General features: G+C 39.1%; 19 protein-coding genes. All 19 read right to left on the reverse strand.

Translation table 11 applies throughout. The features are described from left to right. Nucleotides 1-3 precede the first annotated feature (3 nt). Complete coding sequence (locus M2277_RS24165; RefSeq protein ID WP_280755706.1) at nt 4-273, reverse strand: hypothetical protein; 270 nt, start codon at nt 271-273, stop codon at nt 4-6. A gap of 34 nt (nt 274-307) precedes the next feature. After that, nucleotides 308-709: a DUF6884 domain-containing protein gene (locus tag M2277_RS24170; RefSeq protein ID WP_280755707.1), complete on the reverse strand. Its 402-nt coding sequence runs from the start codon at nt 707-709 to the stop codon at nt 308-310. Nucleotides 710-714: 5 nt separating this feature from the next. Further along, complete coding sequence (locus M2277_RS24175; protein WP_280755708.1) at nt 715-1239, reverse strand: VUT family protein; 525 nt, start codon at nt 1237-1239, stop codon at nt 715-717. 16 nt (nt 1240-1255) lie between these two features. Beyond that, complete coding sequence (locus tag M2277_RS24180) at nt 1256-1951, reverse strand: hypothetical protein (protein WP_280755709.1); 696 nt, start codon at nt 1949-1951, stop codon at nt 1256-1258. Nucleotides 1952-1966: 15 nt separating this feature from the next. Further along, nucleotides 1967-2950 (reverse strand): DNA cytosine methyltransferase, encoded by a 984-nt coding sequence (locus tag M2277_RS24185; RefSeq protein ID WP_280755710.1) that lies wholly within the window; start codon nt 2948-2950, stop codon nt 1967-1969. After that, nucleotides 2947-3972, reverse strand: a complete 1026-nt coding sequence (locus M2277_RS24190) for a DNA cytosine methyltransferase (protein WP_280755711.1) — start codon at nt 3970-3972, stop codon at nt 2947-2949. Before M2277_RS24190 ends, M2277_RS24185 begins: the two co-directional genes overlap by 4 nt. Next, entirely contained in the window at nt 3965-4204 is a 240-nt protein-coding gene (locus M2277_RS24195; RefSeq protein ID WP_280755712.1) for a hypothetical protein, read from the reverse strand. The genes M2277_RS24190 and M2277_RS24195 overlap by 8 nt, the downstream gene beginning before the upstream one ends. Before the next feature lie 6 nt (nt 4205-4210). After that, the gene (locus M2277_RS24200) at nt 4211-5221 is read right to left on the reverse strand and encodes a DNA cytosine methyltransferase (protein ID WP_280755713.1); all 1011 of its coding nucleotides are present in this window, start codon (nt 5219-5221) and stop codon (nt 4211-4213) included. Further along, on the reverse strand, nt 5206-5751 hold the full coding sequence (locus M2277_RS24205) for a metallophosphoesterase (protein WP_280755714.1): 546 nt from the start codon (nt 5749-5751) through the stop codon (nt 5206-5208). Before M2277_RS24205 ends, M2277_RS24200 begins: the two co-directional genes overlap by 16 nt. Nucleotides 5752-5767: 16 nt before the next feature. Continuing rightward, nucleotides 5768-8947 carry a PHP domain-containing protein gene (locus tag M2277_RS24210; protein WP_280755715.1) on the reverse strand — a complete coding sequence of 1060 codons (3180 nt, stop codon included), beginning with the start codon at nt 8945-8947 and terminating at the stop codon, nt 5768-5770. Between the two features lie 145 nt (nt 8948-9092). Next, nucleotides 9093-9476, reverse strand: a complete 384-nt coding sequence (locus tag M2277_RS24215) for a hypothetical protein (protein ID WP_280755716.1) — start codon at nt 9474-9476, stop codon at nt 9093-9095. A gap of 47 nt (nt 9477-9523) precedes the next feature. After that, nucleotides 9524-9739: a hypothetical protein gene (locus M2277_RS24220; RefSeq protein WP_280755717.1), complete on the reverse strand. Its 216-nt coding sequence runs from the start codon at nt 9737-9739 to the stop codon at nt 9524-9526. Between the two features lie 20 nt (nt 9740-9759). Further along, on the reverse strand, nt 9760-9936 hold the full coding sequence (locus tag M2277_RS24225) for a hypothetical protein (protein ID WP_280755718.1): 177 nt from the start codon (nt 9934-9936) through the stop codon (nt 9760-9762). A gap of 596 nt (nt 9937-10532) precedes the next feature. After that, nucleotides 10533-11021, reverse strand: coding sequence for a dihydrofolate reductase (locus tag M2277_RS24230; RefSeq protein WP_280755719.1), 489 nt, complete (start codon nt 11019-11021; stop codon nt 10533-10535). Then, nucleotides 11021-11851 (reverse strand): thymidylate synthase, encoded by an 831-nt coding sequence (locus M2277_RS24235; RefSeq protein WP_280755720.1) that lies wholly within the window; start codon nt 11849-11851, stop codon nt 11021-11023. The genes M2277_RS24230 and M2277_RS24235 overlap by 1 nt, the downstream gene beginning before the upstream one ends. 59 nt (nt 11852-11910) lie before the next feature. Further along, nucleotides 11911-12627 carry a dUTP diphosphatase gene (locus tag M2277_RS24240; RefSeq protein ID WP_280755721.1) on the reverse strand — a complete coding sequence of 239 codons (717 nt, stop codon included), beginning with the start codon at nt 12625-12627 and terminating at the stop codon, nt 11911-11913. Between the two features lie 30 nt (nt 12628-12657). Beyond that, on the reverse strand, nt 12658-12900 hold the full coding sequence (locus tag M2277_RS24245; RefSeq protein WP_280755722.1) for a glutaredoxin domain-containing protein: 243 nt from the start codon (nt 12898-12900) through the stop codon (nt 12658-12660). 4 nt (nt 12901-12904) lie between these two features. Further along, the gene (gene nrdF, locus M2277_RS24250) at nt 12905-13873 is read right to left on the reverse strand and encodes a class 1b ribonucleoside-diphosphate reductase subunit beta (protein ID WP_280755723.1); all 969 of its coding nucleotides are present in this window, start codon (nt 13871-13873) and stop codon (nt 12905-12907) included. 23 nt (nt 13874-13896) lie between these two features. Continuing rightward, nucleotides 13897-15966, reverse strand: a complete 2070-nt coding sequence (nrdE, locus tag M2277_RS24255) for a class 1b ribonucleoside-diphosphate reductase subunit alpha (protein ID WP_280755844.1) — start codon at nt 15964-15966, stop codon at nt 13897-13899. Nucleotide 15967 lies beyond the last annotated feature (1 nt).

Genomic DNA, 15967 nt, shown 5'->3' on the forward strand with positions numbered 1-15967 from the left:
TCACTATGCGAACACACCCTCGATACTTCCTGTAATAAGAACATCGCCGTTCTCTAACCATCCAACTGCAAGTGTTGCAGCTCCCTCAACTACTTTCCCTTCAGCGTCAAGCAGACTAAGCCTGACTTTTTGATTCATTAATTCGTCCAAACAACCAAGTTCTTTGTAGGCGCTAATCTCATTCAAAATATCTTCATAAAGCTCTTTGAAGGTTATTGCTTGTTCTTGTGGAGTATTTGAGACAACAATTGTATGGGTTTGTTTATCTTTCAAAATATTCACTCCTAATTTTGATAAAAATCTTCTTTTATTTAGTGTTTAACTTATACCAAGCTAGCTGCTCACCTATCCCCATGCCCAACAATGGGGTGAAGCAATTGAAATGACTTTCTAATTGAGGGATTAAAAACTGGCGGTACTTAAACCCAGCATGGAAGTATAGGCTGACCCCTTCTTCCAAAGTGTCCTGTAACTGTTTTGATACATTGATAGACCACTCTTCGATAAAGTCTTTCTTTTGGTTGTTCAATGTGAGATCGTAAGGTTCAATTATTTCTTCTGGATCAAGAAGTCCGTGTTTAGCACTCAAAATAAAATAACTATCATAATTACTTTCAGCGTATTTCTTTGCTTTCGTGAAAAGATCGCTAATATATAAATCTTTTGCCTTACATGGCGACGACTGTTTTGTTTTTGCACAACTTATCAAACCTATCAGTGCTCTCCCCCCTTACTGAGATATTTGAGGATAGTCGAACCGAACATTTGCATTACAATTTTGACGATGACTTGTCCTATAATCGCCAACCATATCTCGCTCCAAGTCAAGAAGTTTGCGCCCAGAGGTGACAAGCCGATAACGGCAAATATCGCACTGTCTAAGGTACCGCCAATAACACCACTCCACATAACTCTCTTAGTTAACGATGTTTTTAATCGTGTAAATATCTCAGTGTCTGTGGTTTCAGAAACTATGAATGCGATTGTTGACGCGAAAACAATCCATAGTGTATCTCCTAGTAAATAAGAAGTTAGTGCAGACGCTATTAACGCAAATGAAATGATCTTGTAAGTTTGCTTTCTTCCATGTCTCATTTGAACCAAGTCACGCAGTATAAATGTTAGGCCTATAAGCAATGTGCCTGTCGGTACAATAAATAGACCTAAATTCAAAGGCGCTATTTTTGCTGTGATAATGTTTGCCGCAATGATGGACAACATATAGAACAACACTCTCATATTCTCTTTCCTCTCTTTAAAGTATCGATTTTCGCTCAAGCTCCCTGAAAAATTTGACGTTTTTCCCTATCTTTTCGCTCATCGGGGTATCTTTAGGAATGGATATTCGGCCTTCTTCGGTAATCACTTGGCAATACTTTCTACCAACGAGCCAAGTAGTAGAATCAACACTCATCCAAGGGTACTTAGTCATTAATTCGATATCCGTCATTCCTAATCCATGAAATAGAAGGTTTGGGAAATTCTCAAAACATTGATCAAAGTATTGAACTCTTGACTTCTTGCTGGCACCTACTGATCCACCCAAGCATATATAGCGATAACCTTCTTTTTCATATTGACTCAAATAGGTTAAATCGCTACCCATGTGATGCACAGGCACAGGGTTAAGTCCCTTATCTTCCATATATTTTTGGTTGAAGTAGGTCTTTTCTGGATCGCCTACAACATCTAAATTTATGAATTTCCCGATGCAATTTTCTTTTAGGTAGGCAATGTATTCATCGATATCGATATCAATGCCAACCTTCCAAGCACTATATGCACCTGAGTCAACGAATAGGTGAAGGCCAAGATTTCTAAATCTCCGCATTTGCTTTTGGTTGTACAGGCTTCGGTAATGATAAGAGAGTAGTACGTGCTTAGCGCCATTATTGACAGCGGTATGCAAATCAATTACGTTTCCGCTAATACCTGCGTAGTATATTATCAATTGTATTTCACCACTTTACATTGCATTTAAAAATTTCTTTATAGAACGTGCCATTTCGTAAGAGACATTAACGCTAACCGCATTCCCAAACTGCTTATACAGTTGCGCTTTTGAAACCACAAATTCAAAAGATTCAGGGAAACCTTGAAGTCTTGCATACTCTCTTGGGGTCAAATACCGAACTCTCTTGGTGTGTCTTTCGTATATCTTCACATGTCTACCACCACCACTTACGGTCAAAAGTGTTGGCGAAAGTCCGAATGGGTCATGCACTCGATTCATCTGGTCATTTCCGTAATGTTGCAAATCTGCAATCACCCTTATATCTCCTAGACGTGGAAATGTAAGTCCGTTGACGGCTGCCTGTTGGATTGCTTTACTAGCTCTTACATCGTCAATGTAAAATCGTTCTTCCACATGCTCCTCTAAAGATAGAATCATTGGTTGAATGTCACTTAGATATCCCAATGGGAATGTAAATTCTTTCTCTATATCCTCTCTGACTCCAACAATGAAATACCTCTCTCTGTTTTGAGCTAAACCAAATTCCTTACTATTTAATAATGCAATATAAGCCTTGTATCCGTGCTTTTTGAATTGTTCTTTAAGGACAGGAATGTACTTCTTCAGGCCCTTAACATTTTCGGCAAGGATGATTTCGGGAAGGTTCTCTGATACATGTTCTTTTGTTTCACTGAGGAGTCGCATAACTTGAAAGAACAGTCCTGATCTCTTACCTTCAAGTAAACCAGCCTTTAGGCCAGCAACGGATAAATCTTGGCAAGGAAACCCGAAGGTCCAGACGTTAGCCTTTTTTAAATCTTTATAGGTCATATCAATGATGTTTTTGACTTGGACACTCTTATCTACATTAGCCTTATAACTCTCAGCTGCGAATTTATCATAATCCCACGCACCCACTATCTCAAAGCCGCTCTTGATGAACCCTAACCCCATACCTCCACAGCCACAGAATAAGTCATTGACGGTTAGTTTCATTGAGCAACCTCGCTAACTGCTTCAAGAAAGCTCAGTACAGTTGAAGCAATAACTTCTGCCACATTTACTGAAACAGCGTTGCCAAACTGCTTATAGGCTTGCATGTTGCTTACGACTTGCTTCCAAGAGTCCATCGGGAAACCCTGCAATCTTCCGTATTCTGTAGGAGTTAACATACGGAATCTGACACCATGAGGTTCAAGATCGCATTCGACCAGCACTTGAGTATTTCGAGATTTTATAATATCTTGGTAACTCGGACCTTTGAAGTATCTTGCATTGCACACATAAGCAGCGCCATCTCGATCAGTAAAAAGCTGTTGTATGGCATCAAAAGATATCGCCTTGATTCCTTTTTTTAATAGCAAATGAGCTATTGCTACATCGACCATTCTGTTTGATTTCTCTGGTTCAATAAAGTATTTATCATCGACCTGGCTATCAAGGATGGTGTTTAGTTTTGGTACATTCGTTTTATCTTCTAAAGGAAACCGAAGTGGTATTGAAGCAATATCTTCTCTTACTCCAACGACAAAGTATCTTTCCCTGTTCTGGGGAAGGTTCCAATACTTAGAATTGTAGAGAACAACGTACATTAGGTACCCATGACGCTTGTATTCTTCTTCTAATGAAGGTAGATACTTTCTTAAACCTTTGACATTTTCGGCAACAATTACTTTTGGTAGGTTTTCGGGAGAATGAATCCTTGCTTCTTTCAGCAATCGCATTACTTCAAAAAACAAACCACTTCTATCCCCACTCAAGCCAGCCTGTTTACCACCTAGACTTAGGTCTTGGCAGGGAAAACCAAACGTCCAAACATCTGACAAATTAAGATCATTAAACGTCATCTCTCTTATATCTGCTTCGATTCCATTCTGGTCTACGTTTGCCCTGTAGGATTGGATAGCGTACTTATCTATATCCCAAGCGCTTACGATTTCAAATCCCGCCCTTTTGAATCCTAAGCCCATCCCGCCGCAACCGCAAAACATGTCAATTACTTTGAATTTGCTAGTCATCGAATCGATCTTCTTTGATGATGTCACCGTAATGGTCACGGTTCTCATCGATTTCTACTAATCCATCTTCAGCCATTTCGCGCCAAATCAACGCAAATTCTCTTAAGAAAGCTTCCTTATCATCTGAATGAATCGTGATTGATCCGTTCGTGAATCCAACATCATAAGTGGTGTAATATTGGTTACTAGGATCGAACATACTGCTTATATCAAGTTTTAAATACTTCGCCACTTCAAATCACCTACGTATACTATTTTTCATTGCATTAGATATTGCATTAGACACATTGACTGTTACTGCATTCCCGAATTGTTTGTATGCTTGGGAATCACTGACTACTTGAATCCAGTCCCAAGGAAAACCTTGCAACCTACCGTACTCACTCGGGGTTAGCTTTCTTACTCTAAAAACATCGACCTCATATCTCTCAATTATCGCTGGTCTATATTGGTTGCTTCCTAGCCCCTTTGAATAGGTAGCATCGATTGTATTTGATATATCGCTTTGCTTAAACCCATCCTTCTGGCTGTAGTAACCAGTAATATACTCGGACACAGTGCTTAAAGGACGATTTTGTGCGACTTCAAACTCAATTTCAGGACCTAAATAAGATGCGACAATCTGAACTGACTTCTCATAGTGAACGTAGTATTTTTCAGGTACATCAAATTGCAGAACTGCTTTCATAGAGCAGAATTTACGCGATGGTATTGGGAAATCAAATTTTGACACTACTCCTTCTAGAAGGCCGACCATGTAGTATCGCTCTCTCTTTTGTGGCACTCCCCACTGTGCTGAATCTATAAGTTGATACTGCATTGAATATCCGTTTTTTTGATACTCGTTTTCAATGACAGACAGATACTTTTTTACACCCTTAACGTTCTCTGCAATTATCATCTTTGGCAGTCTGGTAGGATCATTTTGCCTTAACTCGTTCAGCAAACGCATGATTTCAAAGAAGAGCCTACTGCGGCTGCCTTCATATATACCTTTGCAACTGCCTGCTGAACTCAAGTCTTGACACGGAAATCCAAAAGACCATACATCTGCATATGGCACATCCCTGTAAGTCATCTCGCTGATATCTCTCTGTTCTACGTTAGAATCAACGTTAGCCATGTATGACTTAACAGCATACGGATCAACATCCCAGGCTTTTGCGATAGTAAAACCGGCATTCTTGAATCCAAGTCCTATGCCCCCACAACCACAAAAGAAATCATTTAGTCTTAACTCTTGAGCCATACCGCAATCTCATCAACATGAATGGGCGTGTAGTTGGTTAATTCTACACTCACACATTTATAAATTGACTGATCTAACTCTTGGATTTGACTGTGAACATGACCGTGAAGGTTCTTTGCCAGCCCTTTTTGAATTAGGTTTAATCCGTTATCACTAGGGTCAACATTATCTTCGTTGATAGGATAATGACTTAGTGCTAACAGATTGGATTCAATATTGACAAAGATATTGTGCTTGTACACATCATAGAAACCCAGCTTCAGGTAACTTGTGACTGTTGCCTTGTCGTGGTTTCCTAGGCGTAGAATGACGTGTCCATTTAATCGCTTCATAATTTCTTGTTGTCTTTCTTTGTTGGCAATAAACACATCCCCTAGGTGATACACAACATCATTCGGCTTGACAACTTTGTTCCAATTTTCGATCATCACCTCATCCATTTCATAAGTTGAAGTGAATGGTCTATTCTCATAATTGATAATATTCTTGTGACCAAAGTGTGTATCCGAAATGAACCAAGTATTTGACATTTACATCTCTCCCATTTTACATTGCATTAGTTGATCCATTGTTTTTTATAACAACGCAATTCTCCATGAATGGTTCGCGTTCTTCAAGTTCTACCCATTCACCGTTAACCATTCTCTTTTTATTTTCGTACACTACATCCCCCACCTTGATGATATCCCCAACATGCAATCTTTCTTGGTCATTGTAATCATAAAAGTGTTTTTTCCTCACTTTGACCATGGCTTCTTGCCCTGAGCGCAGCTGGTATAGGTATACCTTGGGGGTGTACTTTGTATCAATTTCAAGAATTATTGCAACTCTTGGTGAAGCATCTCTGATTTTGCTATCGATATATCCAAGGTGTTCTTTCTCAAACATTAGGATATCAATCATCTCTAACTCAACCAAAGGCGCATTACTTTCATATTCATATAGCAAAGGAAGTCTTTTCATCTTGGTGTCTTCTTTGTGGCTCTTAGAATATCTATTCTTGCCTGCGGAAAACTCGCTATATATGCTCAGTAATTTACCGATCTCCCCAAACTCCTCAAAAAAGTTCAGTCGAATCAGGATATTAAGTTGCCTAGCATCTACGGTTGTTTCGTTTACAATGTCAACCAACAGATCAACAAAACGATGATATTCTCGCCGACCTAAATCGTACAATTCTATAGCTATCTTCTCATTTAGGAACTTGATAGACTTCAGGCCTTTGAAGATGCTATTTTCTTCTTTGGAGTACGAGTAGGCCACCAAAGACTTACGGAACTTTATTGACCGTATTTCTATACCCTGTCTGTTCGCATACTCAATGATTTTACCCGTCTTCTTCTTGTTATCATCGTTAAGGTTAAGCATTGATGTTAAAAATGCTAATGGATAATAGTGTCTTAGGTATCCACAAATGTAACCAGTATAGCTATAGGGAGTTGAGTGGTTCACCGAAAAGCCATAACGCTGTGCATCATCGATTACCTGGAGCAACGATTCGAGTATACCTTCTGCTGTTTTACTATCGGTATCATACTTGGTTGCCATAGTCCCGATGAATCGGTTTCTGATTTCCGATAGCATTGTATCGAAGTCATCTGAATCTTTCTTTGCAATACTTCTCCTAACAGTATCACTCTGTTTACCACTATAACCACAGAAATCAACCAGCCAATTCATGATCTGTTCCTGATAAACGAGATAACCTATTGTATCTTTAAGGAATTCGTTTAGGGAAATGTGACCATTGTCTTTAAATACTCCATTTGCAAGATTGTCTCTATAAGAATCTCCTGATGGCCTGATAGCGCCATTGCCTATGGAAAACAAGTCAATATAGCTAATACTTGGATTCTGTTCTTTTATTTTTTCTAACGTTTCAGGGCTAAAGAGTTTCTTATAATAGGCAAAAGCCGAATCAGACTCCCATTGAAATATTCCAAGCGTTGACTCTCGCATAGAAGCCCAAACATCCTCATCATTTATGTCAACGTTGTCTGGTGTGATCCGCTCAATACCGGCGCTTTCACATGTTGTGTTGATAATCTCAATGTTGTCTAAGCCCAAAATGTCTAATTTCACATAATTGGTTTTATCCAATTCTTTCATGTTAACCTGTGACACTGGATACTTGGATTCATTAGTAAAGAAAGTCCCTACATTCTCATCTAAAGGAATTGAGGAAATCAGATAACCACTCGGATGAGAACCAACGGAGACGTTAACGCCTTTAATCAAATCAACGTATTCAAACATCTCAGGATACTTACTTCTATAGTACTTAGGCTTATCTTCGTAATTCTTAGCTATATCATCTACAACGGCTAGGTCATATTTTAACGCCCTACCTACTTCTCTTATGGCCCCTTTATCTGCAATAGTATTGAAGGTAACTATCTCACTAAAATAAATCCCTTCTTTAGATGCAACGTAGTCGATGATTTCTTGTCTTCTGCTTGGGGGCCAATCGATATCAATATCAGCAAGAGAAATTCGTTCAGGGTTTAGAAAACGGAAGAAGTTAAGTTTGTGTTTGATGCTGTCCATCTCAGTGATACCCAATACATAAGCAATAAGGCTCCCGTTAACGCTACCCCGACCGTAACCTGGGTATATACCTTTGCTCTTTCCATATTCAATAACATCGTCCTGGAACAGCATATAGTCGATTGCATCCAGTTTTTTATACACTTCAAACTCTTCATGGATAGTATCGTAATAGAGTTTCCGCTTGTCTTTCCCAAACTTATTGATACCTCTAGATACAATGCCGGCATTTATCTTTTGGCGAAAAACCTCTTCAGAATTATCGTGCAGCTTAGGATACTTTGCTGACTTATCCAACTCAAAATTCTCAACCATTTCTGCCATTGTATTCGTGAAGTCTAATGCTTCAAGAATTATATCATCAGTTAGGAGATCATATTTCTTCTTGGCCTGAACCTCTAAATCGTCATCAGTGTCATTGATACTGTTTTGAATTTTAAACATCTGAAGAACTTCTCTGTATGATTTAAAGGTTAAATCGAACTTGTCTTCTTCTTGGAATTGGATGTTCTTAGCCTGCATGAGAATCTTTCTTCCCTTGGCATGCTTAGCATCTAACGAATGTGTATCTGTCCCTACAATTAACTGAAACCCATAGTTCATACTCAACTCTACGAGATAACTATTGTGTTCTATCTGCTCACGATGGTTGTGGTACTGGATTTCAAGAAATACTCTATGTTTGTTCTTAATCGCCCAGTCTAGGAACTTACCAACCACTGGTGATTCGAGTCTCCTGCCCTTTGCAAGAATTCCACCTAAACAAGATGTAGTAATCATGATGTTCTCACTGGTTGCCATTACCTCATCTAAGCTAAACCTTGCATCATAGTAGTAGTGTCCGTCATTTTTGTAGTAAGCTTTACTACTCATCTTATTTAGCTCTTTAACTCCATCCAGGTTCTTGGCAATAAACATCATGTGGTAGTTGTCACGTACCTTGGTGTTTAAATCCTCAGTAACGTAGGCTTCCATTGCATGAATATACTTAAGCCCTCTTGCTTCAGCTTCCATCTTCTTATTGATCCAGTTGAAGACGTTGCCATGTTCGGAAAACCCAATAGCAGTCATGCCATAATCAACTGCTTTATCTAAGTACTTTTTAAATTTAGTTGCACTATCCAGCAAACTGTCGTCCGAATGCAAATGATATACAACGTAATTATTGAGCGCCGCCATGATATCCCTTTGCCCCTTTCACTATTACTATTTAATAATATTCTATTTTACATTGCATTAGTATGGGTGATTGATGGGAATGCAGGATAAACATGGTAAGTAAATGAATGTAAAAAAAGCAGCTGCCGAAGCAACCGCTCTTTGGTTAGTAGTTATCTTTATTGTTGTAATATCGCTTTAATTCTTTGACAATCTTGTTTGCTTGTTGTTTGTATTGTTTATCACCAAACATCAAGTGTAAGGCCATCAAATCGTTATACATATCCAATGCGTCATTCGTCAACTGTCTCTCTATGCTCTCAGCAAGCTCTCTCATCTTCTCATGACTAACAGCGTAGGATAGTTTATCTTCACTCTTTTCGAGAACGCAACCCGATGCTTTCTCTTTGACTGTGTAAAGAATCTCCTCATCGAGAGTTCCCATTACATAAATGGATTGGTGCATGTAACCTACAATTTCAAATTCATCTCTATAGCCCTGGACCTTAACGATGTCGCCAACTTTGAATTTTCTCTTTAACTCTCCCATTATCTACCCCGCACTATTTTATATAGCATTAGTTACTAGAGGAGCCTTCACGACTTCTCTAGGTTTGTATAATTGAAGTTTCCGTTTCCAACCGGCAGCTCCACTACTTTCTCCCACTCATTGAAACGCATCTCCTCATGTAGCTGATCCGCTAACCATTGAACAGGAATAATGCATGAAGCTTTAAGGGTATCTTCGAATTCATCTGATTCAAAGTTATAGATTCTATTATTCTTTGTATCTACGATCAAATAAACAGCCATCACAAGAAACCCCCGAAGACTTAGTAATAGTTGACCGAAATCCAAGCTCTCATCTCTTCCAAAACCTCAATCTTAGCTTGGAATTTGGCATACTCATAGTCATTTGCCTGCTTCTGGGCCTTCTGCAATTTTTCAATACGGTAAGTGATTTCATCAATAATGTTGTCGGTTTCGCTTTTTGAACTGAGAATAGACATAATCATGTCTCCTTTGGTGTTGTTGTGTTTGATAAATCACGTATTTTATTTGGATATTGTGATACTCAATCCAAACCGTTTCCCTATAATTTCAGTGAATATTTCATCCATAACATTTTTCTTCTTCTCATAATTCACATAAGAAGATATACAATTTTCGTCAACTTCAAGGTCAAAGAAGGTTATTTTCATAAAATCCTTGAGATAGCCGCCACAAATGCACATTATTCTTCATCCTTCAATTTTTTATTGCATTTAGACGATCTATCTAAAGGACTGTTTGCGACCATTGATTGTCTTTTATCTGCTCATAGACAACGGACCTGTCGCATAAATCGCATGTAATAACCTTATTTTTAGGCCAATCCCTAAGCATCTCTGAGTACTTTGTTTGCGTTTTCTCAGGCCTGTAGGTTGATTGTCCGTTGAACTGAAACGAAATCATATCGTAGCAGTCAAAACAGTATAATATTTTACCTTGCATTACGGTTCACGTCCTAACTAAATAATGTAAACATTGTAGCAGAAAAGACGGCGATGAAGAGCATTAGGAATATAAATCCCATTACGATATAGCGAATAAATATCATTTTTGTTTACTTCCTGTAGTAGACATTAAAGGAGTAATTGTAATTGTTATTAGCATCCTTTATCCCTACGCGCTCATACATATGCCCCCATATCTCAGGGTTAATATCTGGGAAATAAGCATCCCCTTTGAAATCATGATTGATTTTGGTGATATGGAGTCGATCCGCAATAGGCATAAATAGATTATACACCTCAGAGCCGCCGATTACGAACAAATGTTTGACATCGTTTTTCTCTTTATATAAGATTACATCATCTACTGAATGGAAAACAATAGCATCTTTCTTCCAGTATTGGGTATCTCGCGTCATGATAATATTCGTTCTATTAGGCAATGCCTTGCCAATAGATTCATATGTTTTGCGCCCCATTACTACAACTCCATTAAGAGTCAATGCCCGGAAATACTTAAGGTCTGCTGGCAAATGCCAGGGCAATTCATTTTTGTTGCCGATCACATTATGATTACCCATAGCTGCTACTAAAGAAATCATTATACGCTTACCTTCCCAGCGATATGGGGATGGTGTTGGTAATCAATGAATTCAAAGTCATCATATTTGAAATCAAAGATGTTTTTAACTTCACGTTTAATCTTCAGTGTCGGCAACGGCAAGGGTTCACGTTGAAGTTGCAACTCTACCTTTTCAATATGATCCGTATAAATATGTGCATCTCCGATAGTATGAATAAACTCCCCGACTTCCAGCCCTACCACATGTGCCACCATATGAGTTAGCAATGCATAGGAAGCAATATTGAATGGCACACCAAGGAAGAGATCCGCACTACGCTGATAGAGCATACAAGACAGCCTGCCATTCTCTACATAGAACTGAAATGCAAAGTGGCAAGGAGGTAATGCCATATCATCTACGTCACCAGGATTATAGGCGATTACCAAATGTCTACGGGAGTGAGCGTTATTCTTGATCTGCTCGATGACATTTGAAATTTGGTCAATGTGTTCTGTTTTAAATCCTAAAAACGAACCATTTGAGATGATTGGCTTAGTATTGTGCCATTTACGCCACTGTTGCCCGTACACTGGCCCAAGATCACCATCTTCGTCTGCCCACTCGTTCCATATGCGAACGCCGTTATCCTGAAGGTATTTGATGTTTGTATCTCCACTGAGAAACCAAAGTAACTCATGAATAACACTTTTAAGATGAAGCTTCTTAGTTGTTACAAGTGGAAAGCCTTTTTGTAAATCATAACGGGATTGATACCCAAACTTACTGAGGGTACCAGTGCCGGTTCTGTCAGATTTTAAAGTCCCATTTTCCAGAACATGTTGCAAAATATCAAGGTATTGCTTCATTCGTATAACCTCTTTCTTTTATGTTAGAAAAAGGTGGGCGTTAATGCCCACCATGTTGTTTACTTGCCACTGGAACCAAGCTTGCCTGTTCCTCGCTCGGAAGGAATCTTCTTTAATGCTTCATATGAAATCTCTTTTGTATTTACATCTGGGACAATCTCAAGCGCGGCTTGACAGATGGCCTTAGTGACTGGATACTCAATTCGGTCATGGTACACAACTGTCTCTTTGACCAAGTGTGTGATGACAATGGGTTTGTCGGCATTCATGTTTTGAAGCTTGATAAACCATTCGCCGCGATAACCTGAATCGATCTCTCCACAACGTGGTACTAACCCGATTGAACCAGTGCTTCCACGTTCACGCTTAGCTGAGAATCGGTATTTGGGCAACATCGAACTTGCAATGCCGGTTGGTACTGTCACGATTTGGAATGGAAGAATGATGATAGGCTCTGATTTTACATCTGGGCAAGCGTAGATGTCGTAGCAGCCGTCTTCATGGCGTTTAGAAGGAATAATTGCATCAGGTTTAACTTTGGCAAACAGAACAGTGTCTTTTTTGTTTGTCTTTTTCACGTCTTCGTCCTGGGAGTTTTTACTGAATAGCTTATCAATCTCTTCTAACTTAAACGTAGCTGCCTTCAGTTCTCCTTTACTTTCAAAGTAAGTCAATTTAACAGACAGATTAGGAATGTCCAGTTCTACGACCTTCCCCTTCTTGTTCAAAGGTTTCACCCATACCATTTCATTTAGCTTATAATATCTCTTTGCCATTTTTATTAGCTCCTTCTATTTTATATTGCATTAGTTTAGTTGTTGAATCAACTTGTCCAACTCTTCAGGCTTATATCCTGTAATTCTATTTAGAACCGTGCCGTTATCATCTACAAGCACTACAACTGGAACAGCCATAACCATATATTCACTTGCCATGTCGGGATCATCTGAAGCGACAACGCGCTCATATTCTACCCCTTTTGATTCAAGGTATCTCGACACATTTGCGCAAGGTGCGCAGTTTGGCATTTCAAATTTAATTACTTTCATTCAATTATCCTCCGAAGTCAAAAATGAAGTCGTCATCGGTCAAAGGCTCTACTACGCCTTTTTGATAACCATTACCCTTAACACTGAAGAAATCGTGCGTTCTAGTGTCGGTGCTCAATCCGTTAAGAACAATAGGATTGATTTCTACTTCAACATAGAATGGGTCTTTCCCCAGATTCATCATTGCTTTATTTGCATTATATTTGAGGAAGTTCTTTACATCATGATGAAGATTAATACTGCCGTAAACCTCATCGGTATAATGAACTTCATTTGCCATCAACTTCTGAAGCAAGCCAATCGTTTCATGATCTACGCTAATTTGTTCAACCACAGGAAGCTCGTTGTAAATCTCTTGGGCTAGTAACCCCACAAATACCCCGTGGATCGCTTCGTCCCTCAAGATCAAATTAATAATTTCTCCACTGCTGGTCATCTTGCCTTGGCCTGCCAGGTATAGTGGATAAAAGAACCCACTATAGAATAAGAAAGACTCAAGGAAGACTGAAGCAACCATAGCCATGTATAAATCTTTTTTGCTATAGATGTTTCGATAATAGCGTTCGATAATCTCTGCTTTGGTTTGAAGATGTTTATTATCCTCTACCCATTTAAATACGTCATTGATTTCGTCTTTCTGGGCAAGTGTCGTGAAGATCGTACTATAGGATTTCTGGTGAATTTCCTCCATTGCCCCCATAAAGGTAAGCACTGCCTTTTTAGTAAGGTCTTCAACGTTCATTGCAATGAATGGCATACCTACATTCCCTTGGGTGGTGTCCAACAAGGTAAGGCCGCCAAGCACCTTCATATAAACATCTTTTTCTTCCGCAGAGAGAGACTTCCACACTTTGGAATCTTTTGATACTGGAATTTCAGTATCAATCCAAAATTGGCGAAGGTTCTGTTCCCAAAACATAAGAACATAATCGTCTTGAATATCATTCCAGTTACAAGCTTTATATACTGTCATCTTTCTTTCTCCAATCATTCGTTTTATACACTACATGCCAAACATTCATCTACCGAAAGGAGTTTAGTTCTTGTGTAATACAAGCCGTTTAGACCTTTCTTATGAGCGTAAATGTAGTACCTCGACATCTCTCTTGTCGTTTTATTGCTGTCTACAAAGAGAATCGTACTGATACCTTGGCATATATGTTCTTGAATGACTGCGATAAGGTCAATAACCTTAAACATATCTGTGTTGTATGCAGATTTATAATAGAAGAAATTCTCATTGCTCATATATGGCGCTGGGTAGTGAGTCGTGCTGTCTCCATATGTTCGCGTCTCAATTTGCTCAGTGATTGGCATGACTGAAGCTGTAGCTGACTGAATATAAGAAATTGATCCAGTAGGTGCAATGGCTAATAGATAAGCATTCGCCATTCCGTTGTTCGCTACGTCAATCGAGAGTTTCAACCAATCCTCTTTTGTTGGAATGTAAATACCTTCAAAGAGAGATACAACTTTTGGAAGAGTTGGGGCATAAGTATTTGTTACATACTTTTTGAATATCGCGCCCTCTGGCCCTTTTGCATACTCCGACTCTGAAAAGCGATGAAACTTAAATCCTGTCTCTAGAGAAATTTCCATCGATCTCTTGATAGCGTAGTATCGAACTGCTGCAAAGAATACATTTGCAAAATCCTTTGCTTCTGGGCTGTCATACATGATTTTGTTCTTTGCCAAGAATCCATGAAGATTCATCGCGCCAAGGCCGACAGCGCGGAATTTATCATTGCCGTTCTTTACAGTTGGAACAGCTTTAATCGATGTATTTTTTGCAACAGAGTTCAAGCAGTCAATTGCTATACTTACTGTCTCCTCAATGGCTTTGCTCTCCATTACATTCACAATGTTTAGTGAGCCAAGGTTACAAGACACATCGGTTCCAAATACACTCTTTTCCTCAGAATCGTATCCCTTAATGTCAGACTTCTCTTGAACTTGGTAAATCTCGTTACACAGGTTGCTCATCAATACTTTAAGGTCTGACACATTCATAAAAGTATCTCTCTTGTTCGCATTGTCGATAAACATCCAGTATGGATATCCCGACTCCTGTTGGATTTGTGCGACTTTCGTAAGCATTTGACGCGCATCTTTTTTCTCTTTACGAATGTTCTTGTTGTCAACCAACTTGTCATACCATTCATCCATATCCATATCAGCCAACTCAATGCCTGTCTCTTTGCGAACATCATATGGAGAGAAAGTGAAATACGGCAGGTTCTTTTCTGCTAGCTCAAAGAACTTAGATGGCGCAATCAAGCCGATAGACAAAGTTTTCAAGCGGTACTTCTCATCTGCATTAATTTTCTTCGTTTCAAGGAACACATCAACATCAAGATGAAAAATGTTGACATAAGCAACGCCTGAACCATTTCTTTGCCCTAGTTGATTAAAGTGGCTAAATGTGTCTTCAAGAATCTTTGCAACGCCCACAAGAGATGAAGCTGCATTCTCGACATCTAGGATTGGATCAGATTCAGCCCGAAGCCTGGATAGGTTGATACCAACGCCGCCGCCGCGCCGACTCAGCTGAGCGCATGCACTAATAACGTAAAGTATGCCTTCGGTTGTATCAGGCGTGTCCAACAGGAAGCACGAAACCTTTTCGCCAGAACGTTTTCTCCCTGAATTCAAGAACGTTGGTGTGGCAGGCTGGTATCTTTGATTAATCAAGGCTTTAACAATGAGTTTCGCCTTTTCAAAATCACCATCTGCAAGATCAAGGGCGTTCACCGCTACTCTGTCCTCATACCGTTCCAAAAACTTAGTTCCATCATCAGTTCTTAACGTGTAATTGTTGTAGTACTTATAAGCTGACATGAAGGATGGGAAACGAAACTTTTTATTATAAGCAAGTTGAAATACTTGCTTGATCTGTGCGAACGTATAAGGTTCAAAAACCTTCTTGTCATAGTAATTATTTTCGAACAGATAATCCATCTTCTCTTTCAAATCATGGAAGAAAACAGTGTTCTTATTCACATAATCAATCATGTAGGCCTTAACAGCTTCTTTATCCTTCTCAAACTGATATAGACCATCTTTCATT

It is taken from the genome of Paenibacillus sp. LBL (genome assembly GCF_029893715.1).
GTDB classification, from domain to species: Bacteria; Bacillota; Bacilli; order Paenibacillales; family Paenibacillaceae; genus Paenibacillus_AQ; species Paenibacillus_AQ glucanolyticus.

Coding starts and splice junctions, on each gene's coding strand:
- M2277_RS24225 (WP_280755718.1), bottom strand. CDS start 9,936: ATGTCTATTCTCAGTTCAAAAAGCGAAACCGACAACATTATTGATGAA.
- M2277_RS24220 (WP_280755717.1), bottom strand. CDS start 9,739: ATGGCTGTTTATTTGATCGTAGATACAAAGAATAATAGAATCTATAAC.
- M2277_RS24230 (WP_280755719.1), bottom strand. CDS start 11,021: ATGATTTCTTTAGTAGCAGCTATGGGTAATCATAATGTGATCGGCAAC.
- M2277_RS24185 (WP_280755710.1), bottom strand. CDS start 2,950: ATGAAACTAACCGTCAATGACTTATTCTGTGGCTGTGGAGGTATGGGG.
- nrdE (WP_280755844.1), bottom strand. CDS start 15,966: ATGAAAGATGGTCTATATCAGTTTGAGAAGGATAAAGAAGCTGTTAAG.
- M2277_RS24235 (WP_280755720.1), bottom strand. CDS start 11,851: ATGAAGCAATACCTTGATATTTTGCAACATGTTCTGGAAAATGGGACT.
- M2277_RS24240 (WP_280755721.1), bottom strand. CDS start 12,627: ATGGCAAAGAGATATTATAAGCTAAATGAAATGGTATGGGTGAAACCT.
- nrdF (WP_280755723.1), bottom strand. CDS start 13,873: ATGACAGTATATAAAGCTTGTAACTGGAATGATATTCAAGACGATTAT.
- M2277_RS24200 (WP_280755713.1), bottom strand. CDS start 5,221: ATGGCTCAAGAGTTAAGACTAAATGATTTCTTTTGTGGTTGTGGGGGC.
- M2277_RS24215 (WP_280755716.1), bottom strand. CDS start 9,476: ATGGGAGAGTTAAAGAGAAAATTCAAAGTTGGCGACATCGTTAAGGTC.
- M2277_RS24205 (WP_280755714.1), bottom strand. CDS start 5,751: ATGTCAAATACTTGGTTCATTTCGGATACACACTTTGGTCACAAGAAT.
- M2277_RS24210 (WP_280755715.1), bottom strand. CDS start 8,947: ATGGCGGCGCTCAATAATTACGTTGTATATCATTTGCATTCGGACGAC.
- M2277_RS24175 (WP_280755708.1), bottom strand. CDS start 1,239: ATGAGAGTGTTGTTCTATATGTTGTCCATCATTGCGGCAAACATTATC.
- M2277_RS24245 (WP_280755722.1), bottom strand. CDS start 12,900: ATGAAAGTAATTAAATTTGAAATGCCAAACTGCGCACCTTGCGCAAAT.
- M2277_RS24190 (WP_280755711.1), bottom strand. CDS start 3,972: ATGACTAGCAAATTCAAAGTAATTGACATGTTTTGCGGTTGCGGCGGG.